The following is a 23,201-nucleotide window of genomic DNA, read 5'->3' as shown; positions in this document are numbered from 1 at the left end:
TATCGAAAGGTGTTTCCAATCGATATAGCGTAAAGCGTTATTAAGAGTAAAGAATGCAAGTGATTAACCGAAAAGCCATTTCAGTCATGCTGCTAATTTACTTAGCATTGGCGATGCACGTCTTTATTCCAAGTATGGGTGGAAGCGGATTACGAGTGCCGGGAAATATTGTTGCTTGGGTGTTTATTGCGCTATCTGTTCTTGCCTATTGGCTGTTTAATCGCCATCAATCCATTATTACGACAACCACATCCAATTTAATTGTTATCGGCATTTTATTGCTGTTACTTCCTCTGTTTTATACATCAGAAAAATGGCTGAAAGAGGCACTTCTGCAAATGGCAGGTGTAGTGGCAGGGCTAATTTTTTATTTCACCTTATTACAATGTCGCTTTAGCTCTCGCTGGCGCATCTTGCTGCTTAATTTCTTGCTGTTTGCGACGTTGGTGCAGAGCGTCATCGGGTTTATTCAGCTCACTCTGCTGCCTCCACTCTCAGGTTTGATGGCGTTGGGTGATGAGGGCGTTAGGCCAACCGGCGTGTTTCGTCAGGTCAATGTGATGGCTTCGTTTATGGCCACGGGGCTGGCCTGCTCGTTGCATCTGCTTTATTTGCCCCAATCGCTGAACATCAGAAGCAAAGTAAGTTCAGTTGTTCATCGGCTAATACATCTACAGCAGTTGGCTGCGCTGGTTTTGTTGCCCGCGATGCTCGTTTTGCTTCAGTCGCGTGCCGGCTATATCGGTGCGATAGCCGTTGTGCTGATCAACTTTTTATTACGCGTAAGGAATCAGCCACGTCGGACGACTGCATTTATCGGCTTAATTATCAGCGGTATTTTGCTTGGTTATACGCTGTTAGTCGGTGCTGAGCTGGTTATACCCGTCTCTCATGATGGTTCAAATCTGGAACGCTGGAAAATCTTACAGATTACACTGGCGATGATTATGAACCATCCGATTCTTGGGTGGGGATATGGCAGTTTCGAGTACAGCTTTGCCCATTTCGCCCTTGGCATGACGCCACCGATAACCGGAATGGGCGTTATTACCCACCCACATAACGAGCTGTTATTTGGCTGGGTTGAGGGCGGTGTTGCGGCACTGGTGGGATATATTTTTCTGGCTATCGCCTATTTTCGCTTAATGGTATTGGCTTGGCGGCAAACGGATAAAAGCCTGTTTACGCTATGGCTTCTGATGTTGCCTTTCGCGGTGCATACCCAGTTGGAATATCCGTTTTATATGTCCACAGGGCACTGGCTGATTTTCTTATTGTTGTTGAGTCTAACGGATTCGGCGCTTTCTAAGCCGCGTGTGATAACGAAACCCAAGATTGCGGGGACCATTCGAGCAGTATCCCTGATCGGGGCGTGTGGTGGTCTTGGAATCATGCTTTCAACATTACAAACCCAAGTGCTGTTGACTAAGGCGGAACAGCTACAGTTAAGACAGGTAAATATTGATTTTCCTCGATTAGAGCAACAGTTTTGGCAGCCTTGGATATTTCAAGAACGCATTGAATATGATCGTCAGGTGAACCAGCTTTTGCAATATAACGTCAGCCGTGACCCTAAGATATTACAGAGCTATATCACGTGGTCGCAGCACTATCTTTCACACCATGTTGATCAAAATGTATATGCCTATCGTATTGCCATATTGAATTTTAGCAATAAAGCAGATGAGGCAGAAAAACAACGCCATGAGGCTAGCCTAATATTTTCTCATGATCCTCGTTTTCAAAACTCGATAGCCATTACGTCAAGGGAGGTGGAATGACTATGTTTGACCATCAGTCGCCAGCAGGAATTAAACTTCAGCCTATCGTTGAATTGAAAACAGACTCGATTATTGGGTATGAAGTGCTTAGCTATTTTACCGAGGATGTTGATTCTGAATATTACTTTCAGCATGCACCAGAAAATATATTAATTTCGATTTTCAACCAACAGGTTAAACAGGTGGCGAGTAATCCTGCGGAATACCATTATTTTATAAACTTATCTGTTCGCGATCTGTTGGGCTCGGAGTTAGAAAATAAAATTCAGATATCTCCAGAACAAAAGTTAGTGATTGAACTACAGGATCCAGAGAATTTAGTTGGGCTGAATGATGTAGACAAAGCACAGCTAGTCAATAACCTTGAGCGATTGCGTGAACGTGATATAGCCGTTTGGCTCGACGATCTTGATGAACCATTATTATCTACGGTGTGTGAGCTTAATTTTTGCTTTGATGGCATCAAGATTGATAAGTACGCCTTTTGGCGTACTCAATTTTCACCACTCGAGCTCAATCAACTAGTTAAAAGGTGTTATCAAATAACATCTAACGTATTAATTGAAGGTATTGAAACTTTACAGCATAGGGATATTGCTGCTCGCTCAGGTGCTAGCCATTTACAAGGCTATCTTTGGCCAGAAACAATAATCCAATAATAAGCTTCCGGGTGACAAGATGATTAGAGTTTTGATTGATGATGATAATGCCTTCTACCGTGAAGGGCTGTGGCATTTTATAAAGAAAAACTTTGCTTCAAGTGATTATGGAACGCTTGAATTACTCGAAACCAGTCAAGAGAACTTGGTTGCTTCCGATATTGTAGTAAAGATATTCCAAAATGGTGGTGCTCAAGTTTGTCACCATGAGTTATTACATCGAAAGGCAAATTCGTTGTTGGTTGGTGTATGCAGTGAAGCAGCGCAGCCACCGTTGTCACGGCTACCTGATTGTTTGAAAAGCGTGCTGTTTATCAGCCGTAAAGAGACTTTGAATTCGTTGAGTCTCAAACTGTTACAGGCATGGAAGCATGCACAACTAGGGGAAGAAAGAGTGCGCAACTGCCAAGAATGCCAAGCGCTTTATTTTTCTCCTCAGGAAGAGAAGGTAGTGCGTTATATATGCCTAGGTTTTAGCGTTGAACGCATCGCATGGATACTTTCATTAAATATTAAAACCATCAGCAGTCATAAACGCTCTGTTATGCATAAATTTAATTTGAATAGCGATGCAGAGCTTTTGGCTTTGATGAAACTTTACGAAGAGAGACTCACTTATGTCTCTGGCCGTCGCCGCCTTTTTTATTTAAACACGCCGGCGATTGAGTTGAATAATAAACATCGTATGCAAGAGGAATTAATTCATACTGTCGCGCTTTAATGGAATTGAGTTTGGACCCTCATCCTCGATGAGAGAAGTATCCGCCAGGGACGGTAGAATTGCCGCACATGCGGTAGCAACAACAAAGACACATAACGTTCAACGATAACGAGTCAATGGAGTTGGAAATGGATAAATTAACGAAGAAAGAAAGAATCTACATGAACCTGGGTAAAATATGTTCAATCAGAATGGGGGAAACTCGCAGTACAGACCCTTATCTACCTGAATCATGTTGGCCAAAAACCAGAGAAGTTGCAGAAGAAAGTGGTGAAAGCATTTATGTTACACGCCACTGGCTATTGCAGCTTGTCGGTGAAGGCAAGGTAAATTGCTATCAAGGAGGAGCTGGTCGTAGCAATTCTCTACGCTGGTGTATTCCAACCCGCTAATTTAGAGCTAGACCCCATCGTTGATTATTAACTTTTGCACTTATTCCTTTAGCGGGTAGACTGTCGCATTTCCATTTCTCCGAACATATTTATGTACGGAGTATTTTTGCGGCATTTTGCAATGGAAAAATCCTAATAATCAGCAGATGAATTTAATATATGTTTTAATAATAGCGCAGATGAGGGGAACCTCGTCTGCGTTTCTACTTATTAATCTAAAAATATCATTTAGTAAAATAGAATATTAGGATTTTTCTAAATGCAGTTAATAGTAATTGACTTTAACGATCGTCGTTGCCACGAAAGGCCCTGTTTTGATCGTTTGTCCTGGTATCACTGAAATACTGGCTTTGTAATTTTTACTCAACTCAGTAATACCTTTCATACTGCCAAAATTAGTATATTTATTGAACTCGACGGCTTTACTATCTTGATCCGTGAAACTGAGTTTTACGCCGTTATTTAAATTAATATGTGTGCTATCCAGCAGGGGTTCAGTTGTTGAGAACTCAGAGGTTAAGGAGAAATCTTCTAGGCATCCGCCTTCCTTTACCGCTTTTACGCTAAATTCTTTTGAGAGTACGCTACCGCTGCTGAGCGTTGTTCGGTCAATATCACCAAAGTCGAGATTCTGATTTTCTGGATAGAGCTTTATTTGCGCACCGCAGCTTAAAAAACGTGTTCCGGTTAAACCTGATAAAGAGTATTTGAGATTTTTAGCCTTAGGCTGAAAGTTTATCCCACCGGCGCCATCGAGCTGGAATACGACAAATTGATCGGCTCCCTGATAGTGGCCTGAAGCTGGCGGTTTACCGTCTACACGAATATAAAGGCGGAAAGTAACGGTCACGATCTTAGAGGTCGGAGTACCGTAGCCGGGTTTATAAACAGGACCGCCACCAGGCACCTGCAATCCTTGTCCGTTTTGCTCAAGATCTTTTCCTTCATAAGTCACCCCAAGCCTCAGTCCTTGACCGAGAGACATAGATTTTGGGTTGAAATAGAAAGTGACATAGTCTCTTACGTTTGACTCAACGTTATTGTCGCAGTAGGCGGTAACCGTAATCGGATTAGACTCCCACACTTTGGTTTTATCGGGAACGTTAGCGGGGATAGCTAATTCGCCAATATCAATAGCGGGTTTATCGACAACATTGGTGCCGTATTCAACGCAATCAAAAGCAGAAGCATGAAACGATGCGAACAATAATCCCGCAAGTGGTAGCAGGCGTTTTGCATCAAGTTTTGAAAATAAAGCGTGTTTCATTTATCACCTGTTAGAGATAGCGTGTAATCAGCGTGGATGTGGCTTTGAATTCGCCTTCTTTTAATTCCACCGCATCAGATATTTTTATTGGCACCGCGCGTAGTTGAATAGTCTGCGTTTTCTGAATGGTAAAGAACGTATTCAGATCGATATTTTTGCCTGTCGCATCGTCTGAGAGGGCAATGGCCAGATTATCGAGGGTTGTGGTCAGGTAGTTGCTTTTACCTGATGATGTGCCCTGAAATTCTAGCTGCACGGCTGCTCCCGTTGTGATGCTGCATACAATATCGACAGGAGTTACGCTGGCGAAAGCAACGCCGTCAATTTTTTTCAGTGCGATGCGTTTGAAGTCCACATCGAGATTATTGTTTTGGTTAATTTTGCAGGCGGCGGGTTCAAATATATTACCGCGAATGTATAGGGTGCTTTTGGAGTCATCTTTTGCCTGACCGCCACTCACCGGGGCTAAAGCTGCAAATGCAGAGCCATTAATCGAGAGCAAAACTCCCAGAAGAAATAATTTTACGTCGCAAAGGCGTATTTTCATTTTATTAACTCGTTACCACATAAAACGGGATTTATCTCCTGCGTTTAGCTCTGCTCAAATGACGTTGGGAGATATATTGAGCGCAGTAAGGGTAACGTATTCATATGCCGGTAAAAACTAACTTTATGGCGTGAAATAAAATGCGAGGTAATTTATCGTATGGATGATCTGATATTTATTTTGCGACCAAATAGCCTAATTTATCATGCTAAATTAGCATAAAAACCTATTAAAGCACTCTGATGCCTAGCTTTCTCTCTTTTGTAAATATTTTCATTTAAAAACAGTTTGTTACGATCATTTGCGCTGTTCAGTCGTTATTTAAATATGACAAGCCAAGCTAGTTAGGAGTGAGGCCATGAGCGACTGAAGCTCAGCCAGCTTGCTAATGTTGGCGAGATAAACTTACTTTTGTGGTAGCAGAGTGTGAACTTCCGCATAAACCGCTGCTCGGTATGCAATTGCACAAAATGCCCCGTATAAAATGAGCTATGTAGCATGCGCTTTGAAATAAAAGTGATGCCTAAGTGATGAGCAACGCAAGAAAGAATGGCGTCAAAAGCGTTCAGTGAAAGAGCGATTTGTGGATTGCTTAAATGTAGTGCCAACTGATTGTCAAAAAAGGCACGGCTGCTGGAGCCTTGCTCGCGTAGCAGCCAGCGTTCTTGACTCAGTACCTGATATGAAACCGTTTCTTGCGTGGCGAGCGGATGGTTTTTACCGGCGATAATGACCATTTCATCTTCTAACCACGGCTCGCAAATAAGGTTAGGTTCGCTAGCTGGCCCTTCCAGTAACGCCACATCAATTTCAAAATGGCTGACCATAGTGCTGATTTTTTGCGTGTTGGCGATAGTACATTGTGGCAACCAACCTTGATGTTCTTTAAACCCCTTCAGCATGTCAGGCAGAAGATAGCTGCCGATAGTCTTGGTACATCCCAACTTGAGCTGGGTATCTTGGCTATTCTCTCCGAATAATTGTTCAACCCCCTGCATTCGAGACAAAAGCTCGTCGGCGACAGGCAGTAACTTTTGTCCTTCATGATTAATATATAAGCGTGCATGTTGACGATCAAAGAGCCGTACTCCTAGCTGACTCTCTAATTCAGCCAATGTCTGTGAAATGGCCCCTTTCGTCATAAACAGGTTTTCTGCGGCGAGCGTCATGCTGCCGCTGCGGACGATGGCGACAAAGACGGAAAGTTGTTTGAAGGTAATATTCATCGTTTAGTTTCTCTAAACCTAATGTAAAAAATAACTCGATTTTTTAAATGATAGCGGATGGCTATAGTTTTTACCGCAGAAGAATGAAAAAATCGAGGTGATGACATGTTGAGATACCTACATCATAAGGTTCGCGGATTGCCAACTCCCGTAGCGGGTTTAGCGCTGGGGATCGCAAGTTTGGGATGGTGTTTAGAGAATGCTTTGCCGCTTCACGGTGTGGGACAAAACGTGGGCGCATTGATTGCTGGGCTATTGCTTGCCGTTCTCGCTATTCGTTTTATTTTTCATCCCGATACGCTGACTCAAGATCTTAAACATCCGGTGGTGGGAAGCATTGTTCCTACCTTTGCAATGGCTGCAATGGTGGTTTCTAAGGCGCTGGGTAACTTTATGCCGACGGCGGGCCAGATGCTTTGGCTGGGGGCTGTTATTGTTCATCTGGTCTCGCTGTCGCTTTTCATTTATCACCGCGCGAAAGAACCTAAGCTACATCATCTAGTTCCTAGCTGGTTTGTGCCGCCAGTGGGCATTATTGTGGCAGATGTGACTTGCCCAAGTGAGGCCTACACTGAGTTTGCACTGATTTTATTGGCAATTGGGATGGTGAGTTACCTGCTGATGCTGCCAATGATGATCTACCGCTTCATGTTTCGCGATGAAGTGCCCGATGCAGCAAAACCAACGATTGCCATTATGGCGGCACCGGCCAGTTTGTCATTAGCGGGCTATCTGAGCGTTGTCAAAGAGCCTTCAATGCTGATTTGTGCGGTGTTGCTCGGTATCGCACTGTTGATGACCATAGTTATTTATTGTGCTTTCTTCCGCCTAATGCGCTTGCCGTTTAGCCCAGGCTATGCCGCTTTTACGTTCCCTATGGCGATTGGCGCTACCGCACTTTATAAAATGGCAAACCTCGTGGGCAGTTACCCGCAAGCGGCGGAGTATGCGCACCAACTGCATATGATGGCGACGGTAGAAGCAGTGATTGCGACGTTAGTTATTGGCTATGTCTCCGTAAGGTTTATTCATAACTACCTGCTGCCGCAGAGATTGAATGTTCATCAAGGCATGGTGAAATAAATGAGTTTAAGGAAAAACGTAGTGAAAACGTCCGATCAGGCTTTTTGGGTTCCTGCTGCTGCTTTGGTGCTCTTTATTGTTTGTTTTATTTGGGCGCTGTTTTTATAAATCACGCAAATAAAAATATAGAGGCAGACTCGCAAAAAGGCTCCAGCCACTGAGTGACTGGAGCTTTGCTTATGATGGGCACGGAGTGCCGGATATTGACCGCGCAAGATAATGCGTATGTAGATATATATCGGCTAACTTATCCACGCTAGATTGTTCCATCTGAGCGCTGGCATATTCGAGCACCATCCACAATAGGGCACTACACTGCTGAATAACTAAACCCACTGAATGGCATGAAAGTGAATCTTGTTGCTGCTGTAGCTGGATTAATTCATTGTTGCTCATATTTAACAGATTAAAACTTAGTGCCAGTACATCGAGTAAATTACCGTGTAGCCCGCTTTGAGTATTAGTACTAATTACCTGATGCAGGCATGACATGTTGTTTTGTAGGATCTGTATGGTCGAGTCTTTCATGACTCACTCCTGAGTATGCCAGAGGGCTTAGTTTCGTTATTTGAGTCTGAGTAGAATCGAATTGCCAACGCGAGCTATAGGCTTGATGTTGAGCATATAGCGTTAAATAAACACAACAAACGAAGATAATGAGAAATGAGAAGGTGGTTCCAAACAGATTGAATCTGACGTGTAATGCAATAAATATAATGGAATTAAGTTCTCACCCGCCAGAAATTGATGGGTGAGATGTCGGTATATTAGGCGTCAGATTTTGGCGGTTCGCCAACGGCAGGTGCTAGCCAAATTGCAAAAGCGACCAACGCTAACACCACGATCATGGCGGAGCGCAATCCCCAATGCTCACCTAAAAAACCTAGCATGGGAGGCCCAACCAAAAATGCAATATAACCGGTGGTTGCCACGGCACTAACGCGAGCCGCTGGATTTGGCCCAGTGTCACTGGCGGCTGATAAGGTAAGAGGGAAACCGAGTGAAGCGCCTACGCCCCAAAATAAAACTGAAGCGCTGACTAAAAATGTATTTTCAGCAAAAATAATTAACCCTAAGCCGATAACGCCGAATATAGCGCTGCCCCGAACGACATTAACGCGGCCAAATCGACGCAGGAAATATCCCCCGCAGAAGCGCCCAATGGTCATTCCTAAGGCAAAGCCTGTATAGATTAACGAGCCTGACGTAGGGCTGAATCCATGACCGTCTACCATTAATAACGGCAACCAGTCGTTGGCTGAGCCTTCGGCAAGAGCCATTGCAAGGACAATTAAGCCAATAAGCAACAATCGCCTATCTCGCCAAACAGTTGTTTTAGCCTGTGTAGTCTGGTTACCATTCTGCGCATGTTCTACTGGACGCAGGCCATTCCCCTTAGGTACGGATTTTAGTGCCCACAATGTTGCCGGAACGCAAATAACACCAATTAATAAAAGATGCCACTGTATGGGGAAATTTACCGAGGTAAGCCCATTACCAACCCCAGCGCCAACCAGTGTCCCTAAGCTAAAACAGCCATGCAACATAGGAAGAAGGGGGCGATGTGATATGCGTTCTACATCTGCGCCCTCAACGTTAATGGCTATTTCAGCAGAGCCCATACCTGCCCCAAATAAGCATAACCCAGATGAAACGGTGATCGCCGATGAGAAAAATGCTCCGAGGGCAACCAGCAAAATACCGGCGATCACTAAGCCCGTTCCTGCAGCAATAACGGGTTTAGTGCTAAAGCGCTGCACTAAATAACCAGAACAGAGAATTCCAGCCATTGACCCAATCGACAGACCAAAAAGAACAAGGCCCATCTCTGCGGTCGATGCGCCAAGTTTGTCGCGTATTGCGGGAGTTCGTGTTACCCATGACGCCATTGATACGCCAGGTAAGAAAAAGAAAACGAAGAGGGCGAGGCTGCGCTGTTTTAACGTGGGGCTGGGCAAAGGAACCTTCCTAGAAGTGCAAAGACAGAAAATATCTATCGTTCGAAGCGTAAGTTAACATAGCTACACTAACCTTTTTCATTCGTATTTCAAGAGGAAATAGTAAGGATTACAATGAATAGCATCGTGTAGATAAATGGTGAACCTAATGTTAGGTGTGTTCTTTACTCAAAACGTGAGCGTTAAACCCCTGCATATCTAATTATATTTAAAAGGTTTAAACACAATCAGGGCAATAAATCCCAATGAAAAAAAATAATAATTTGCATGCTATAAGTATAGTCTTGTTACGATTGTGATTATTTAGCCATCACAGACAAAAGAAAACGCTATGCTTATATAACAATTTCACTATCAGAGAGATTAAATTTCTTATCATTGCTAATATATTGTGCATGGCTGTTAGTTTGTACAAAGTTGCATTGTTTGTAGAATAATCTTAAGGGGTTTTAATATGTTGCTGACAAAAAGTTATAAAAAGGGAATTTTTATTACTATGTCATTAACAACGATGGTTCTGGCATTCTTTTTGTGGAATGACTACCAAGGCTTAAAAAATTATCTAGGTTACACGGTAGATAAAGGCCGTTCTGCTATATTTGCTGAAGAATATATAAATCAAAAAATAGCACTTAATTTAATAAAGTCATTTTCAATTTCTGAATATAAAAATAAAAAAGCAGACTCAAGTGTGCTGAGTATCTGTAACCGTATGGAGAGTATAAATGATATTTATGGTTTGAATTTAACTGGATATAAATATCCTAAACTAGCTGGAACGTTACAAACTAAAAATTCATCCTGCGAAGATTGGGCTAGAGATATAAAATATCTTGCGAAGTTTAATAGTCAAGAAGAAGCAATCTCTCAAGAGTACAGTTTTTCTAATTACCATTGGAAAGTGCAAGATAGCATTAGATACTATATTGACTTTGAAAATCAATACATATACATCAATAAGCTAGTTGATAGCTCTCGATATGCATTCAATAATTGGTTGCGATATAATGGAAAGTTTATTGATGTAGATAGCAATGCCAGAAGCATCAAAATTGATGATGAAGCATTGAGAAGTTTACACGATGGGCAAAGTGTGACTTCACATATATATGATGACGGTTATACCGGTGAGAAAATAATTAGCATGATCACGCCGTTGTTTTTTGGTGGGAATCTTAAAGGTATAATTGTAACTGACGTAAGTATCAATGAGCTAGCAAAGGCATTCTATACATTTGATCGCCCTTTCTTATGGAAGTATCTTACGCTTTCAGTTATAGATAGAAATTCATCTGAAGAGATCAATTTCAATCAACCAGATAAACAATTATTTGATATTTTAAATTACGATAAAGATATTACTCGATATTATACTGTTCATCTTAAATTAGATGTTCAATATTTTATTTTAAATAACGCGTTTCTTTTTATTTTATATATATTTATAACGTATGCTCTCTGCAGGTATTTAAAATATCAGATATCAAAGAATGAAGTTCTTTCATTGGAAAACATAACAGATTCAATGACGGGGTTATATAATAGAAAAATACTGACACAAACTCTTGATGCTCGTTTAAAGTCATTAACTGAAAAAAATACGCCAGTCACTATTATTGCTCTTGATTGCGATAAATTAAAAACCATCAATGATACTTTAGGTCATCACATGGGGGATAAGGCAATCACTTTATTGGGAGACGCGATACAAACCTCTATAAGAAAGAGTGATTATGGTATTAGGCTCGGCGGTGATGAGTTCTGTATTATTCTTATCGATTGCGATGTAGAGCGTGCTTTTATCACTATTGACTTAATCAAACAGAAATTAAAAGTGGTAGATACAGATGCTATTGTTAACTTTTCATATGGCTGTTACCAGATGAAATCCGGTGATACGCTGAGCGATGCACAAATTATAGCTGATGAGTTGCTGTATAAGCATAAGAAAACGAAGGGCTAAGAGAAATAATCACCTTCTGTTTTTATGTGAATCTCTTGCTGTGGATAAATTTATTTGAATGGTTTGATATGTTCAAGTAAATATAATCTATGCTTTTGATATAATGCGGTTAGTTTTCTCTGTGTACACAGTTACGTCTGAAGGAATATCTTTATTGATAAACGACATTGCGCCAATTGTAACATTATTACCGATAGTGAGCCCATCGCTAATAATACAAGTATGAGCACCTATATTGACATTGTCTCCAATTTGTATAAATTTACCATTTTCTTCTTTTATACCTATTGTCGTGCATTGTCTAATGGTAAAATTATCACCAATTATTGATTTATTCGATATGACAATTCCACCATGGTGGCCAATATACAAACCAACGCCGATTTTTGTACCAAGTTCAATCTCGGTATTATATTTTATAATTAATTTTCTGTTTATTTTTGCAGATAATTTTTTATTTATTTTTCCACCTTTTAGATAGAGGTAATTTGCTATTCTCCACCAGAATAGGTACCGTTTTTTGGGTTCCGACAGGCAGCGTCTAATAACCCTAAACCAAGAAAATTTATTTCTATTTTTTAAAATTTCAGCAGTTAAACATTCTTTTAAATTATCGTATAGGGTCATTTTTTAAACTCAATGATTTTAATTTAAGCTTAAGGCCTTTTAATTTTCCGCAGACTTTTTCTTTTAAGCTAAATGTTGGAACCCAACTAAAGCCTGTTTTCCACGGGCGTGGATTACCGTGAAAGCAAACAACAACAGCATCTAGGGGAACTTTTCCTGCACTAGATCCGAATGACAGACTTGGGTTGAATCCAATCATATCTTTGGTTGCAATATCAACTTTGTAGCTAATTATTTTTCTAGGGAGTATGTTTTGCCACCGATCGGCATTTTTATATACAGATCCTATGAAACCTTGATCGCCGTGATATGGCGGAGGGCAATTACTATTGATGATAGCATCGGGGTCTGAATTAAATTTCTCCCATGCTAAGTGCTTTTTATCGGCAGGAATGAACATTACGCCTGATGCCGGGGCTGGGCATTCTGAATTAGCCTCTGAAAAGTCATTCAGCATAGTGAAATTTTTGACTTTTGCGAGCTCTGATATGTCACCTGTAATAACAGTATCAATATCAAAATATAAAATATCTTCCTTACCGATAATAGGGTGGTTAGGATTAAATAATTCAATTTTGGCCCACCATCCCGGCCAGTCGTACAAAAGGGGGGCTGTTTCCACGCCAGGGATGTGTTTAGCATCAGTTAAGCAAATAAAGCGATGTCCCTTAATTTGTTTGCTTAGCCATTGAGCATGTTTGGCGGTGAAATCTTTGCTTTGTCTTAATACTGAAACTATTATCATTTTATAACCACTACACTACCTGAAAAAAGTTAATATTTACAAATTCGTTATTTTTGTAGTTTATTTTGTTGCGTGCAAAATTCTTAGTTATCCTAACATAAACCGAAGCCTATCGGCAGCACATGTTTTTTGTGCTTTTTAAAGCGGGGTTTACGTAACGATTTGATTGTAATGGTTTTTAATATTAAAAATTCGTCTATTTTTCTATACGATCATGGGCGGTTTTGGTGGAAATATTTGCATATAAGAACTGCGAATATTTTTGACTAGATTCAGCTGAGATAATAGAACCTTACGCTGAAACGACCTATAAGCCCAAAAGATTCAGTTTGACTAACATAAAGTGATATCGGCTTTCACCTGATGATCGTAAGGATACAAAAAAACCCGCAGGGCTTACGCTATGCGGGCTTCTAGGACTTCGTTGAATGGCTCTGGTAACCATCAACCAAGAATTTGGTGGAGCTGGGGGGATTTGAACCCCCGTCCGAAATTACTACACCGTCGGCACTACATGCTTAGTCTAGTCTTTACATTCGCCTACCAGCTGCGGACAGACACGCTACTAATAAACTAGCTTGATTAGATTTAATGCTTCAACCCCAAGCTAGGTATCCACACGATCTCTTTTGGGTTTGACTTCTCTTGATCCCCGTCTTAAGAGCGGAAGCTAGGGAGAGAAGGCTCTAAGCAGGGTATTAAGCTGCTAGTGCGTAGTTTTCGTCGTTTGCGACTATTTTTTTGCGGCTTTTTACGAGGCCAACCGCCCCTCGGCATGCTCCTTGGGCTTCGCAAATCCCGTCGAATCCAGAATCAGCCCCAAGTACTATCGTGCATTGTATCAGAAAATATATCCGTAAAGCCAGTAGCTTAGCGGTTTGAGTTCTTCATAATACGTGCTTTGTCTAATTTCCACTCACGATCTTTAATGTCATCGCGTTTGTCGTGCTCTTTTTTACCTTTTGCGAGCCCAATTTTGACTTTGGACCAAGCATTTTTCCAGTAAAGAGACAGCGCGACAACGGTAAAACCATCTCGGCTAACTTTTCCGAACAGCGTTTCTAACTCACGCTTTTTCAGTAGCAGTTTGCGAGTACGTGTTGGGTCGCATACCACGTGCGTAGATGCCACATTAAGAGGCTGAATAGTCGCGCCAAAGAGGTATGCTTCGCCGTCGCGGAAAGTTACGTAGCTATCGGCGATATTAGCTTTACCTGCGCGCAGCGACTTAACTTCCCAACCTTGCAGCGCCAACCCCGCCTCGATCTCTTCTTCGATGAAGTATTCGTGGCGAGCGCGTTTGTTCATAGCAATCGTTGCTGAACCGGGTTTGTGTGCTTTTTTCTTTGTCATAGTGCTGCCATTATACTGAACCAGTCATGGGATGAACATCCTTTCACCCTAAGCTGTCGTTGTTTTTTAATACATTAGCTCAGTGTGCTTAACGCGTTTCTCTCTGTCCACAGATAAATGGTATTATTTGTGCGTTTTATGTTACTCAGGAATTGATATGCCACAGATTAGCCGTTCTGCTTTGGTGCCTTTTAGCGCCAAGCAAATGTACCAATTGGTCAACGATGTTTCTGCCTATCCGGCGTTTTTACCCGGTTGTGTAGGAAGTCGTGTTTTAGAATCAGGGCCAAACTCAATGACAGCTGCTGTTGATGTCTCAAAAGCAGGGATAAGCAAAACTTTTACGACTCATAACACGTTGGCTGATAGCAGTAGCATTAAAATGCAGCTTGTCGATGGACCATTCCGTAAGTTACTGGGTGGCTGGCATTTTATCCCGTTAAGTGATGATGCGTGTAAAGTTGAGCTGCATCTCGACTTTGAGTTTACTAATAAGCTGGTTGAACTGGCGTTTGGTAAGGTATTTAAAGAGCTAGCGGGGAATATGGTTCAGGCTTTTACTTCACGCGCGAAAGAGGTCTACAGTGCCTGATATCAATGTGGAGGTGGTGTATGCCTTGCCTGAGCGCCAATATCTTCGTCGTATTAAGTTATCTGAAGGTGCCAATGTCGAGCAGGCGATTCAACAATCTGGCTTGTTAGCATTGCGTACTGAAATTGACCTAACGAAAAACAAGGTTGGAATTTATAGCCGCACGGTCAAATTATCAGATAAGGTGCATGAAGGTGATAGGGTAGAGATCTATCGTCCATTGCTCGCCGATCCTAAAGAGCTACGCCGTTTACGTGCTGAACGAGCAAAAAAATAAGGCGCGTAGGCGCCTTATTTTTTAAGAACTTCTTACACCAGCCGTATTCACGGCGCTGATCAGTCTTCTTTGCTTTCAGGAAGCTTCTTGGTGTTTTCAATTCCGGTCAGAAGACCACTGCCATCAAAGGTTAGGGTTAGCGTCTCTTGAGACACGGCCTCATGCCCTGGCTGTTGGCGGAACACGTAGAACCATGTGCTGGTTCCAAACGGATCTTGCAGCATTGGCGTACCTAGCGTGTAGGCGACTTGTTGCTGCGTCATCCCTCTGTGAATTTTGGCTACGTCAGCAGCAGTCAGGTAGTTTCCCTGATTGATGTCAGGACGGTATACCACTTTTTCAAAGGTTGAACAGCCTGCGGTTAGCGTAACCATAACCACAGCAGCGGCAGTCAGCATTTTACAACGCATAGTAATCTCATTCCTTTTGGACATAGGTTGCCGATGATAATCGACCTTGCAACAGTTGGAAACCTCAACAGACCCCAATATGACCTCAGGAATCAAAAAAAGTTGATGTTTTTTATGCGGCAAGTAGCTCTTTTGCATTTGCCAGCGTATTGCGCGTGACTTCACTTCCGCCTAACAGCCGCGCCAGCTCTTGTAAACGGGCTTTTTTATCCAGTGATTGCATGGTTGTTTCAGTTTCAGAACCATCGGTGTGTTTGCTGACATAAAAATGTTGGTGCCCACATCCGGCTACCTGAGGTAAGTGGGTGACACACATAACCTGCGTTGATTCGCCAAGCTGGCGCAGCATTTTTCCAACGATAGCGGCAGTTGGCCCACTGATCCCCACATCCACTTCATCAAAAATAAGCGCAGGTGTATCCATTTTCTGCGCGGTAATGACTTGAATAGCTAACGCAATACGTGAGAGCTCACCACCGGAAGCCACTTTAGCTAACGCTTGGAGTGGTTGGCCTGGGTTGGTAGTTACGCTAAATTCAATGCGGTCTGCGCCATCGGCGGTGAGTGCTTCTGGCATGAAGTTAACGTCAATTGCAAACTGACCATGAGGCATAGAGAGTTCATGCATGCTGTGTGTAATTAGCTGAGAAAGCTCTTGAGCGAAACTCACCCGCTGTTGGTGCAGTTGTTGAGCAAGCGAAAGTGCGTACTCATGATGTTTGTGTACGTTCTCAGCCAGCTGTTCTTGATCGCTCTCCTGTTGGCTGAGTGACTGCTGCTCGTCCAAAAGCTGCTGATAAAACTGAGGCAGTTCTTCCGGCGCAACATGATGTTTACGTGCTAGCGCAATTTGGCGGGATATCCGCTGTTCTAACTCATAAAGCCGAGCAGGATCCATATCAATCATATCGCCGTAATGGCGTAGTTCGTTGCTGGCTTCTGATATTTGAATTGAAGCTTCTTCCAGCATATCTAGCAGAGGCGAAAACTGGCTGTCGTAGCTAATCAGCTCAGACACGTTTTGTTTTGCGCTGTGCAGCAGGCTGAGAATATTGCCATCGTCGGCGTCAGACAGCATGTTTAATGCACGCTGGCTGATGGTCAGAAGCTGGCCGCTATTGGCTTGTCGCTTATACTCTTCATCGATCTGCTCATACTCTCCAAGCTGTGGAGCAAACTCATTGAGTTCCTTGAGCTGATATTGCAGTAGCTGTTTGCGCGATTCACGCTCGGCAACCTGCTTTTGATGATGAGCCAGCAGGCGGCAGCTGTGATGCCATTGGCGATAGGCGGCTTGCATTTCTACTAATAGCTCAGATTGGTTGCTATAGGCATCGAGCAGGTGTTTTTGGTGCTCGGACTTGAGCAGTAACTGATGCGCATGCTGGCCATGAATCTGAATCAGATGTTGGCCGAGCTCGCGTAGCTGTGAAAGAGGAACTGCGGTGCCATTGATAAATCCGCGGGAACGCCCGTCGGCGCTGATAACGCGTCGTAGCAGGCACTCATTGCTGTCATCTAGCTGATTTTGTTCAAGCCACTGTCGTGCTGATGGCGTGTCTGCCAGAGAGAAGCGTGCGCAGATATCGGCTCTAGGCGTGTTTAAACGCACCATAGCGGCCTCTGAGCGCCCTCCAAGGCATAAACCGAGCGCATCAATAGCAATCGACTTACCCGCGCCTGTTTCGCCGGTGATGGCGGTCATTCCACGCTGGAAGTCAATTTCAAGTTCACGAACAATAGCAAAGTTAGAAATGGTCAGCTGCGTCAGCATTCGAAATTCCCCTGTACGGAATTACATAACTGTATTTAACTACAGTATAAACTGGTTTTTTATACAGTAAAGTAGCTAACGCAAAAAATTATTCTGTTCAGAAAAGTTTTTTCGACCATCCTAGTTTCGTGCTTAATGTATTGAAATAGTTGTAGTCTTTTGGGTGAATAAGATTCAGGTGGAATTGACTTCGCTGAATCATGACCTCTTCACCTTGCTGGATCGGTAGCGCAATCTGGCTGTCGCAGCTGATTTCTAGATCGTTGCTGAAATGGCTAAACCGCAGGTGAATTTTGCTGTTGCTATCAATAACCAGCGGGCGAGCTGAGAGGGTGTGCGGGAACATGGGAACCAGCGCAATGGCGTCCAGTGTTGGCGTCAGGATAGGCCCTCCCGCAGATAATGAATATGCGGTAGACCCCGTCGGCGTGGAGATTATCAGCCCATCGGAACGCTGAGAGAATGCAAAGTTTTCATTGATATAAACTTCAAATTCAATCATATGCGCGACTTTGCCTGGATGCAAAACCACTTCATTGATGGCGGTGCTCATGCGTCTTTGTTGTTGCTCGCGGCAAACTTGCACCTCAAGTAAAAAACGCTGTTCACTAAAATACTCGCCGTCCAGAACGTCTGAGAGCTGTTGTTTAGCATTATCGGGATCTAAATCGGTAAGAAAACCAAGATTTCCACGGTTTACGCCAATCACTTTGATATCATAACGCGCCAGAATGCGGGCTGCCCCGAGCATATTTCCATCGCCGCCGACCACGACCGCGAGATCGGCTTTTTGGCCTATATCCGCCAAGCTGCCTGTTTCGGCGTTTTCGAGTTTTAGATCGTGCGCAATTTGATGCTCAACGATCACCGGATAGCCTTTGCTGACAAGCCAGTGAAATAGCATTTCGTGCGTGGCCAGCGCGGCAGGATGACGCGGGTGACCGACCAGACCGATACATTCAAATTTTTTATTCATACGGTGGTTTTCCTACCGAGCGCAATTTAATGGCTCTCATTATGCGCGGTTCTCTTGAATCGCCAGCTTTCATCCCCATAATAAGCCAAGTAGCGAGATTAATGCCAAACCGCGGAGAATTTCATGAGTAGTAAAGAACAGAACATGTCGAATGAGCAAGCCTCACAAGAAATGGAAAACGGACAAGAGCAGCACGAACAGGCTCAGGTCGATGCGGCGGACGTCGTTGATACGCGCGATGAGCGTATTGCCGAATTAGAAGCTCAGTTGCAGGAAGCCGCTCAGCGTGAGCGTGATTCTGTCATGCGTGCCCGTGCAGAAGCGGATAATATTCGCCGTCGTGCTGAGCAAGACGTTGAAAAAGCGCATAAGTTCGCCTTAGAAAAGTTCTCTAACGAACTGCTGCCAGTGATTGATAATCTGGAGCGTGCGCTGGATCTGGCTGATAAATCTAACCCAGAACTGACCTCTATGATTGAAGGTATCGAATTAACGCTGAAATCCATGCTGGATGTGGTGCGTAAATTCGGCGTAGAGCAGGTAGGTGAAGTAAACGTTCCGTTTAATCCAGAAGTGCATCAGGCGATGACGCTAATGGAGTCTGAACAACACGAGCCTAACCACGTCATGATGGTTATGCAGAAAGGTTATACCTTGAACGGTCGTTTGATTCGTCCAGCGATGGTTGCGGTATCTAAAGCGAAAGCGTGATCCTGACGTCTTTTCCGAAAATAAAAAACCAGTCGATTGACTGGTTTTTTTTCGCCTGAAACTTACTCTTCGCTGCCGTTCTCTGGCAAACGTGGCTGCCAATCAATGGGAGCTAAACCTTGTTCAATCAACAATTGATTGGTTTGTGAGAAGTGATGGCAGCCTAAAAAGCCGCGATGGGCCGACAGTGGTGAAGGGTGCGGGGCTTTTAAAACTCGGTGGCGCTGGATATCAATAATGCTGCCTTTCTTTTGCGCGTGCGCTCCCCATAGCAGGAAGACAATGCCTGAGCGATGTTCATTTAGCGCAGCGACCACTTTGTCGGTGAAGGTTTCCCAGCCTAGCTTCGCGTGTGAATGTGCTTGACCACGTTCAACGGTTAATACCGTATTAAGCAGTAAAACCCCTTGTTCAGCCCAGCTTTTTAGATAGCCATGCTGAGGAATTTCGAAACCTTCGATATCGGTTTTCAGTTCTTTATACATATTCATCAGCGAAGGCGGCGCAGGGATGCCAGGACGCACCGAGAAGGAGAGACCGTGAGCCTGATTGGGGCCGTGATAGGGGTCTTGGCCTAAGATCACGACTTTCACATCGTTAAATTCCGTAAAACGGAAGGCATTAAACACGTCTTTTTGCGGTGGATAAATGGTCTTACCGGCTTGGCGCTCTGCGGCGACAAAAGCGAGCGTGTCGTGAAAGTAGGGTTTTTCTTTCTCGGCACCGATGACGTCGTGCCAGTTTTGTGGAGAAGTCATCTGCACTTCCTCTTTGTTTATACGGAAATTATTTTGTCGTAGCTTACCGTTTCAGGTGATGAATTTAAACCGTGATGAAAATTTAGCCATTTCAGAAAACAATCCAAACTGGTGTTTTTTTGTGCGTAAATTAAATTTTTTTTGAAAATTTACAAAAATAGAAAAAGCATCCCAAGAGGGTTAAATTTGATGTAAAACATAAATTTGCCCAAATTGGTAAAATTGACACCTTTAAAAAATTGATTTAAATCAAAGAAAACCCCACTCTATACTGGTATATAAAACATCAAGACAACATTGGTTTTACCAAATGGCCGAAGTTAAGGCCGTAAACTAAGAAATTAATCCCAGATTTTTTTGCTCTATTGACGGAGGCAACAAATGATTCAAGGTATTCAGATCACTAAAGCTGATAATGCAGACCTGATGAACTCTTTCTGGCTGCTCGATACAGATAAAAACGAAGCACGTTGTGTATGTGCAAAAGCAGGCTACGCAGAAGACCAGATCGTTGCAGTAAGCGAACTGGGAAAAATTGAATATCGCGAAGTACCTTTGGATATCAAACCAACTGTACGTGTGGAAGGCGGTCAGCATCTGAACGTTAACGTTCTGCGCCGTGAAACTCTGGAAGATGCTGTTAAGCACCCAGAAAAATATCCACAGCTGACTATTCGTGTGTCTGGCTATGCAGTGCGTTTCAACTCACTGACTCCAGAACAGCAGCGTGATGTTATTGCTCGTACCTTTACCGAAAGCCTGTAATTTTAGGCTAAAGGCGTAAAGAAATAGCAAAAAGGAGCCGAAAGGCTCCTTTTTTACGTCTGATAGCGAAGCGATTCTTGCTTAGTGGTGCAAAATATCATCATGAGTAGCAATCTCATAATCGGTATTATTATCATTCTATTTCATGATGTTAGCATTATATGGCGATAAATAAGTTAAGCGCCTGAAATAAAAAATGGAAATATCATAATGCTGTGTGCTTTTTGTAGATGAGCGGGATATTCCCTAAGCTTAAGACGAAAAAAAACCGCCGATAAAGGCGGTTTTTTTGTCGGTGTGCTGATTTATTCTTCGGTCTTGGTCGGCTGTTCAGCTTCTTTAGACTTACGGCGTTTCCCGACATTTTTGCTGTCGCGATGGCGCACTTTTACCTTTTTATCTTTCTTCTCTTCAGCCTTTTTCTCTTGGCGCTTGAGCAGCGTCTTTTTAGAAGGCTTGCCTTTGTTCTTTTCGCTAGGCGTTTTGGTTGTCGGGCGAAGATCGTCAACGACGCGTGACTTAATCTGCTCTTCAACGTAGCGGCTAATTTTGCCCAACAGCAAATGGTCGTGCGCTTCGACTAAAGAAATCGCAATGCCTTTGCGACCCGCACGGCCAGTACGGCCAATACGGTGCAGATAGGTATCTGCGGTGCGCGGCATGTCGAAGTTGAACACGTGGCTGATATCAGGGATATCCAAGCCACGCGCGGCAACGTCGGTGGCAACCAGAACGTTTACGCGGCCATCGAGCATACGCTTCATGGCTTCGTTACGTTTGGCCTGTACCATTTCACCTTCTAGGTAGCAGGAGTTGATGCCTGCTTCGCGCAGCCAGCTTACCAGCTCATGAACACGTTCACGCTTGCGTACGAAAATCACGGATTTGGTGACTTCGGGCTCTTTTAGCAGATGACACAGCAGCTTGGTCTTATGCTCAAGGGTATCGGCACGGTAGTACCATTGCTGGATCTTTTTACGTTCGCGGCGCGATGGATCGGCTTCAATTTCAACCGGCTCCTGCAACAGACGCTCAGAGAACTCTTTAATGGCATCGCCTTCCAGCGTTGCCGAGAACAGCATGGTTTGTTTGCGCCAGCGAGTTTCTGCTGCGATAGTTTCGATATCTTGTGCAAAGCCCATGTCTAGCATGCGGTCTGCTTCATCAAGGATCAGGGTTTCAACCGCGCGGCAATCGAAGTTTTCTTCTTTGATGTATTGCAGCAGACGACCGGTGGTTGCTACCACGATGTCCTGATTTTCGCTGAATACTTCAGCGTGGTTCATATAGGCAACGCCACCGGTGATGGTCGCAATGTCTAAATTTGTGTGTTTTGCCAATTCAATGGCTTGCTCGGCAACCTGCATTGCCAGTTCACGCGTTGGGGTCAACACCAAAATACGCGGTGGGCCGGATTTCTTACGCGGGAAGTCGAGCAGGTGCTGCAACACTGGCAGCAAATAGGCGACGGTTTTCCCGGTTCCGGTAGGCGCGGAGCCCAGAACGTCGCGACCGTCCATTGCCGGAGGAATGGCGGCAGCTTGGATAGCTGTCGGGCGGTCATAGCCTTTGTCGCGCAGTGCGTCGAGTAGGCGTTCATCGAGTTCGAGTTCGGAAAAATTGCTTGCTGTCATGGTCTACCTCTACTTGGGGCGCCGATTATAGACGGGTTGGAGCAGATGTTCACCCATTAAAGCGGGGGAATTAGCATGTTTACTCCGATCCAACCTTGGCGAATTTATGCGGATATTTTATGCTATGCGGCCAAAAATAAGGAGTTACCGTGGTTCAATGCCCATCAGAATCAGCGCCATTACGTCGTAACGGATTCACATTTAAGCAATTTTTTGTTGCTCACGATCGCTGTGAGATGAAGGTTGGTACAGACAGTATTTTGCTGGGCGCATGGGCAGATGTCAGCGATATCACTGGAAAGATACTGGATATCGGCAGCGGTAGCGGCCTTTTAGCGTTAATGTTGGCGCAGCGTACCACAGATTCAGTGCAAATTGATGCGGTTGAACTCGATGATAATGCTGCGTTGCAGGCGACGGATAATTTCGCGCAGTCGCCATGGGCGGGCAGAATGGCGCTACATCACTGCGCACTGCAATCTTTTGCCGCACAGACGCCCTCACGTTATGACCTGATTATCACCAATCCACCTTATTATCAGCCCGGCGTAGAATGCCGTAACGCGAGCCGAGGCACCGCCCGTTATACTTCTGAGCTGAGTCATCAAACGTTGCTCAAACATGCGCGCATGTTAGCTTCTGATAAGGGAAAAATGGCGGTAGTTCTGCCTTGCGATATCAGCGTTGATTTTATTCAACTGGCGGCAAGCGAGGGATGGATTTTATTGCAGCATACGGAAGTTGCGGAGTTTTCTAATAGAGCGCCACATCGTGCTCTGATGCTATTTGGCGTGGAGCCTGCCTCACCGCAGTCAGACCGATTGGTTATTCGTGATGAGCGCAATGCTTACTCGGACGATTTCCACGAATTAACCAAAGCGTTTTATCTTTTTTTCTGAGTTTTATGATGTGAAAAAGGCTCAATAGGGTAATGCCGATCGTTTATGAGATCGAGATACACGGGGCTAGCACACCGCGGGGC

At 43.8% G+C, this 23,201-nt stretch carries 24 protein-coding genes and 1 other RNA gene; 11 read left to right on the top strand and 14 right to left on the bottom strand.

Annotated elements, in window-relative coordinates; all coding sequences use genetic code 11:
• Positions 1–53: 53 nt before the first annotated feature.
• The 4 genes from RSC70_RS10340 (at position 54) to RSC70_RS10325 (ending at position 3,553) form a co-directional block, all read left to right on the top strand.
• Positions 54–1,781 carry a PglL family O-oligosaccharyltransferase gene (locus tag RSC70_RS10340; RefSeq protein ID WP_332542355.1) on the top strand — a complete coding sequence of 576 codons (1,728 nt, stop codon included), beginning with the start codon at positions 54–56 and terminating at the stop codon, positions 1,779–1,781.
• A complete protein-coding gene (locus tag RSC70_RS10335; protein WP_227741619.1) occupies positions 1,778–2,440 on the top strand; it encodes an EAL domain-containing protein in 663 nt (220 codons plus the stop codon). The genes RSC70_RS10340 and RSC70_RS10335 overlap by 4 nt, the downstream gene beginning before the upstream one ends.
• A 19-nt stretch (positions 2,441–2,459) precedes the next feature.
• Complete coding sequence (locus RSC70_RS10330) at positions 2,460–3,161, top strand: LuxR C-terminal-related transcriptional regulator (protein ID WP_332542354.1); 702 nt, start codon at positions 2,460–2,462, stop codon at positions 3,159–3,161.
• Positions 3,162–3,289: 128 nt separating this feature from the next.
• Positions 3,290–3,553: a FaeA/PapI family transcriptional regulator gene (locus RSC70_RS10325; protein ID WP_071889956.1), complete on the top strand. Its 264-nt coding sequence runs from the start codon at positions 3,290–3,292 to the stop codon at positions 3,551–3,553.
• A 265-nt stretch (positions 3,554–3,818) separates the two neighbouring features.
• Here RSC70_RS10325 and RSC70_RS10320 read toward each other — a convergent pair whose 3' ends face one another.
• The 3 genes from RSC70_RS10320 to RSC70_RS10310 form a co-directional block, all read right to left on the bottom strand.
• Positions 3,819–4,820 (bottom strand): fimbrial protein, encoded by a 1,002-nt coding sequence (locus RSC70_RS10320; RefSeq protein ID WP_130998083.1) that lies wholly within the window; start codon positions 4,818–4,820, stop codon positions 3,819–3,821.
• Between the two features lie 10 nt (positions 4,821–4,830).
• Positions 4,831–5,367 carry a fimbrial protein gene (locus RSC70_RS10315; protein ID WP_130998084.1) on the bottom strand — a complete coding sequence of 179 codons (537 nt, stop codon included), beginning with the start codon at positions 5,365–5,367 and terminating at the stop codon, positions 4,831–4,833.
• Between the two features lie 344 nt (positions 5,368–5,711).
• On the bottom strand, positions 5,712–6,593 hold the full coding sequence (locus RSC70_RS10310) for a LysR substrate-binding domain-containing protein (RefSeq protein ID WP_130998085.1): 882 nt from the start codon (positions 6,591–6,593) through the stop codon (positions 5,712–5,714).
• A gap of 105 nt (positions 6,594–6,698) precedes the next feature.
• Between RSC70_RS10310 and RSC70_RS10305 the strand changes: the two genes are divergently transcribed.
• On the top strand, positions 6,699–7,676 hold the full coding sequence (locus RSC70_RS10305) for a TDT family transporter (RefSeq protein WP_332542353.1): 978 nt from the start codon (positions 6,699–6,701) through the stop codon (positions 7,674–7,676).
• Positions 7,677–7,853: 177 nt separating this feature from the next.
• On the opposite strand, the gene RSC70_RS10300 is transcribed toward RSC70_RS10305, so the two are convergent.
• A complete protein-coding gene (locus RSC70_RS10300) occupies positions 7,854–8,204 on the bottom strand; it encodes a hypothetical protein (RefSeq protein ID WP_332542352.1) in 351 nt (116 codons plus the stop codon).
• A 239-nt stretch (positions 8,205–8,443) separates the two neighbouring features.
• Complete coding sequence (locus tag RSC70_RS10295) at positions 8,444–9,634, bottom strand: MFS transporter (RefSeq protein WP_063585751.1); 1,191 nt, start codon at positions 9,632–9,634, stop codon at positions 8,444–8,446.
• Positions 9,635–10,088: 454 nt separating this feature from the next.
• On the opposite strand from RSC70_RS10295, the gene dgcJ reads away from it, so the two are divergent.
• Positions 10,089–11,597, top strand: coding sequence for a diguanylate cyclase DgcJ (gene dgcJ / locus RSC70_RS10290; protein WP_332542351.1), 1,509 nt, complete (start codon positions 10,089–10,091; stop codon positions 11,595–11,597).
• 87 nt (positions 11,598–11,684) lie between these two features.
• On the opposite strand, the gene RSC70_RS10285 is transcribed toward dgcJ, so the two are convergent.
• The 4 genes from RSC70_RS10285 to smpB all read right to left on the bottom strand — a co-directional run bounded on the left by RSC70_RS10285 (position 11,685) and on the right by smpB (position 14,322).
• The gene (locus RSC70_RS10285; protein WP_332542350.1) at positions 11,685–12,224 is read right to left on the bottom strand and encodes a serine acetyltransferase; all 540 of its coding nucleotides are present in this window, start codon (positions 12,222–12,224) and stop codon (positions 11,685–11,687) included.
• Positions 12,208–12,969 carry a hypothetical protein gene (locus RSC70_RS10280; RefSeq protein WP_332542349.1) on the bottom strand — a complete coding sequence of 254 codons (762 nt, stop codon included), beginning with the start codon at positions 12,967–12,969 and terminating at the stop codon, positions 12,208–12,210. The genes RSC70_RS10285 and RSC70_RS10280 overlap by 17 nt, the downstream gene beginning before the upstream one ends.
• 457 nt (positions 12,970–13,426) lie before the next feature.
• Positions 13,427–13,790: a transfer-messenger RNA gene (gene ssrA, locus RSC70_RS10275) on the bottom strand.
• 49 nt (positions 13,791–13,839) lie between these two features.
• Positions 13,840–14,322, bottom strand: coding sequence for an SsrA-binding protein SmpB (gene smpB / locus RSC70_RS10270; RefSeq protein WP_025800516.1), 483 nt, complete (start codon positions 14,320–14,322; stop codon positions 13,840–13,842).
• Positions 14,323–14,479: 157 nt separating this feature from the next.
• Here smpB and RSC70_RS10265 point away from each other — a divergent pair, with 157 nt between their 5' ends.
• Together RSC70_RS10265 and RSC70_RS10260 are read left to right on the top strand one after the other, a co-directional pair.
• Positions 14,480–14,914 carry a type II toxin-antitoxin system RatA family toxin gene (locus RSC70_RS10265; RefSeq protein ID WP_025800517.1) on the top strand — a complete coding sequence of 145 codons (435 nt, stop codon included), beginning with the start codon at positions 14,480–14,482 and terminating at the stop codon, positions 14,912–14,914.
• A complete protein-coding gene (locus RSC70_RS10260; RefSeq protein WP_025800518.1) occupies positions 14,907–15,191 on the top strand; it encodes an RnfH family protein in 285 nt (94 codons plus the stop codon). The genes RSC70_RS10265 and RSC70_RS10260 overlap by 8 nt, the downstream gene beginning before the upstream one ends.
• Before the next feature lie 59 nt (positions 15,192–15,250).
• Here the strand turns inward: RSC70_RS10260 and bamE are convergent, their stop codons facing one another.
• The 3 genes from bamE to nadK form a co-directional block, all read right to left on the bottom strand.
• On the bottom strand, positions 15,251–15,601 hold the full coding sequence (gene bamE, locus RSC70_RS10255; protein ID WP_040046809.1) for an outer membrane protein assembly factor BamE: 351 nt from the start codon (positions 15,599–15,601) through the stop codon (positions 15,251–15,253).
• Between the two features lie 112 nt (positions 15,602–15,713).
• The gene (recN, locus tag RSC70_RS10250; RefSeq protein ID WP_332542348.1) at positions 15,714–17,375 is read right to left on the bottom strand and encodes a DNA repair protein RecN; all 1,662 of its coding nucleotides are present in this window, start codon (positions 17,373–17,375) and stop codon (positions 15,714–15,716) included.
• A 97-nt stretch (positions 17,376–17,472) separates the two neighbouring features.
• Positions 17,473–18,351, bottom strand: a complete 879-nt coding sequence (nadK, locus tag RSC70_RS10245; RefSeq protein ID WP_025800521.1) for an NAD(+) kinase — start codon at positions 18,349–18,351, stop codon at positions 17,473–17,475.
• Positions 18,352–18,474: 123 nt separating this feature from the next.
• On the opposite strand from nadK, the gene grpE reads away from it, so the two are divergent.
• A complete protein-coding gene (grpE, locus tag RSC70_RS10240; RefSeq protein ID WP_025800522.1) occupies positions 18,475–19,062 on the top strand; it encodes a nucleotide exchange factor GrpE in 588 nt (195 codons plus the stop codon).
• A gap of 62 nt (positions 19,063–19,124) precedes the next feature.
• Here grpE and ung read toward each other — a convergent pair whose 3' ends face one another.
• The gene (gene ung, locus RSC70_RS10235; protein WP_332542347.1) at positions 19,125–19,820 is read right to left on the bottom strand and encodes a uracil-DNA glycosylase; all 696 of its coding nucleotides are present in this window, start codon (positions 19,818–19,820) and stop codon (positions 19,125–19,127) included.
• Positions 19,821–20,201: 381 nt separating this feature from the next.
• On the opposite strand from ung, the gene grcA reads away from it, so the two are divergent.
• On the top strand, positions 20,202–20,585 hold the full coding sequence (gene grcA / locus RSC70_RS10230; RefSeq protein ID WP_025800524.1) for an autonomous glycyl radical cofactor GrcA: 384 nt from the start codon (positions 20,202–20,204) through the stop codon (positions 20,583–20,585).
• Positions 20,586–20,890: 305 nt separating this feature from the next.
• Here the strand turns inward: grcA and srmB are convergent, their stop codons facing one another.
• Positions 20,891–22,219, bottom strand: coding sequence for an ATP-dependent RNA helicase SrmB (srmB, locus tag RSC70_RS10225; protein WP_040046812.1), 1,329 nt, complete (start codon positions 22,217–22,219; stop codon positions 20,891–20,893).
• Positions 22,220–22,455: 236 nt separating this feature from the next.
• Here srmB and RSC70_RS10220 point away from each other — a divergent pair, with 236 nt between their 5' ends.
• On the top strand, positions 22,456–23,118 hold the full coding sequence (locus RSC70_RS10220; RefSeq protein ID WP_442904287.1) for a tRNA1(Val) (adenine(37)-N6)-methyltransferase: 663 nt from the start codon (positions 22,456–22,458) through the stop codon (positions 23,116–23,118).
• The last annotated feature ends 83 nt before the right edge of the window (positions 23,119–23,201 follow it).

This window comes from Hafnia sp. (genome assembly GCF_036648275.1).
GTDB classification, from domain to species: Bacteria; Pseudomonadota; Gammaproteobacteria; order Enterobacterales; family Enterobacteriaceae; genus Hafnia; species Hafnia alvei.
Note: the sequence above shows the minus strand (reverse complement) of the source record. Positions and strands in the feature narration are given on the sequence as shown.

Excerpts from the sequence above, each read along its gene's own strand:
- RSC70_RS10340 (WP_332542355.1), top strand. The coding sequence starts at position 54 with ATGCAAGTGATTAACCGAAAAGCCATTTCAGTCATGCTGCTAATTTAC.
- RSC70_RS10335 (WP_227741619.1), top strand. The coding sequence starts at position 1,778 with ATGACTATGTTTGACCATCAGTCGCCAGCAGGAATTAAACTTCAGCCT.
- RSC70_RS10330 (WP_332542354.1), top strand. The coding sequence starts at position 2,460 with ATGATTAGAGTTTTGATTGATGATGATAATGCCTTCTACCGTGAAGGG.
- RSC70_RS10325 (WP_071889956.1), top strand. The coding sequence starts at position 3,290 with ATGGATAAATTAACGAAGAAAGAAAGAATCTACATGAACCTGGGTAAA.
- RSC70_RS10320 (WP_130998083.1), bottom strand. The coding sequence starts at position 4,820 with ATGAAACACGCTTTATTTTCAAAACTTGATGCAAAACGCCTGCTACCA.
- RSC70_RS10315 (WP_130998084.1), bottom strand. The coding sequence starts at position 5,367 with ATGAAAATACGCCTTTGCGACGTAAAATTATTTCTTCTGGGAGTTTTG.
- RSC70_RS10310 (WP_130998085.1), bottom strand. The coding sequence starts at position 6,593 with ATGAATATTACCTTCAAACAACTTTCCGTCTTTGTCGCCATCGTCCGC.
- RSC70_RS10305 (WP_332542353.1), top strand. The coding sequence starts at position 6,699 with ATGTTGAGATACCTACATCATAAGGTTCGCGGATTGCCAACTCCCGTA.
- RSC70_RS10300 (WP_332542352.1), bottom strand. The coding sequence starts at position 8,204 with ATGAAAGACTCGACCATACAGATCCTACAAAACAACATGTCATGCCTG.
- dgcJ (WP_332542351.1), top strand. The coding sequence starts at position 10,089 with ATGTTGCTGACAAAAAGTTATAAAAAGGGAATTTTTATTACTATGTCA.
- RSC70_RS10285 (WP_332542350.1), bottom strand. The coding sequence starts at position 12,224 with ATGACCCTATACGATAATTTAAAAGAATGTTTAACTGCTGAAATTTTA.
- RSC70_RS10280 (WP_332542349.1), bottom strand. The coding sequence starts at position 12,969 with ATGATAATAGTTTCAGTATTAAGACAAAGCAAAGATTTCACCGCCAAA.
- smpB (WP_025800516.1), bottom strand. The coding sequence starts at position 14,322 with ATGACAAAGAAAAAAGCACACAAACCCGGTTCAGCAACGATTGCTATG.
- RSC70_RS10265 (WP_025800517.1), top strand. The coding sequence starts at position 14,480 with ATGCCACAGATTAGCCGTTCTGCTTTGGTGCCTTTTAGCGCCAAGCAA.
- bamE (WP_040046809.1), bottom strand. The coding sequence starts at position 15,601 with ATGCGTTGTAAAATGCTGACTGCCGCTGCTGTGGTTATGGTTACGCTA.
- recN (WP_332542348.1), bottom strand. The coding sequence starts at position 17,375 with ATGCTGACGCAGCTGACCATTTCTAACTTTGCTATTGTTCGTGAACTT.
- nadK (WP_025800521.1), bottom strand. The coding sequence starts at position 18,351 with ATGAATAAAAAATTTGAATGTATCGGTCTGGTCGGTCACCCGCGTCAT.
- grpE (WP_025800522.1), top strand. The coding sequence starts at position 18,475 with ATGAGTAGTAAAGAACAGAACATGTCGAATGAGCAAGCCTCACAAGAA.
- ung (WP_332542347.1), bottom strand. The coding sequence starts at position 19,820 with ATGACTTCTCCACAAAACTGGCACGACGTCATCGGTGCCGAGAAAGAA.
- grcA (WP_025800524.1), top strand. The coding sequence starts at position 20,202 with ATGATTCAAGGTATTCAGATCACTAAAGCTGATAATGCAGACCTGATG.
- srmB (WP_040046812.1), bottom strand. The coding sequence starts at position 22,219 with ATGACAGCAAGCAATTTTTCCGAACTCGAACTCGATGAACGCCTACTC.
- RSC70_RS10220 (WP_442904287.1), top strand. The coding sequence starts at position 22,456 with ATGAAGGTTGGTACAGACAGTATTTTGCTGGGCGCATGGGCAGATGTC.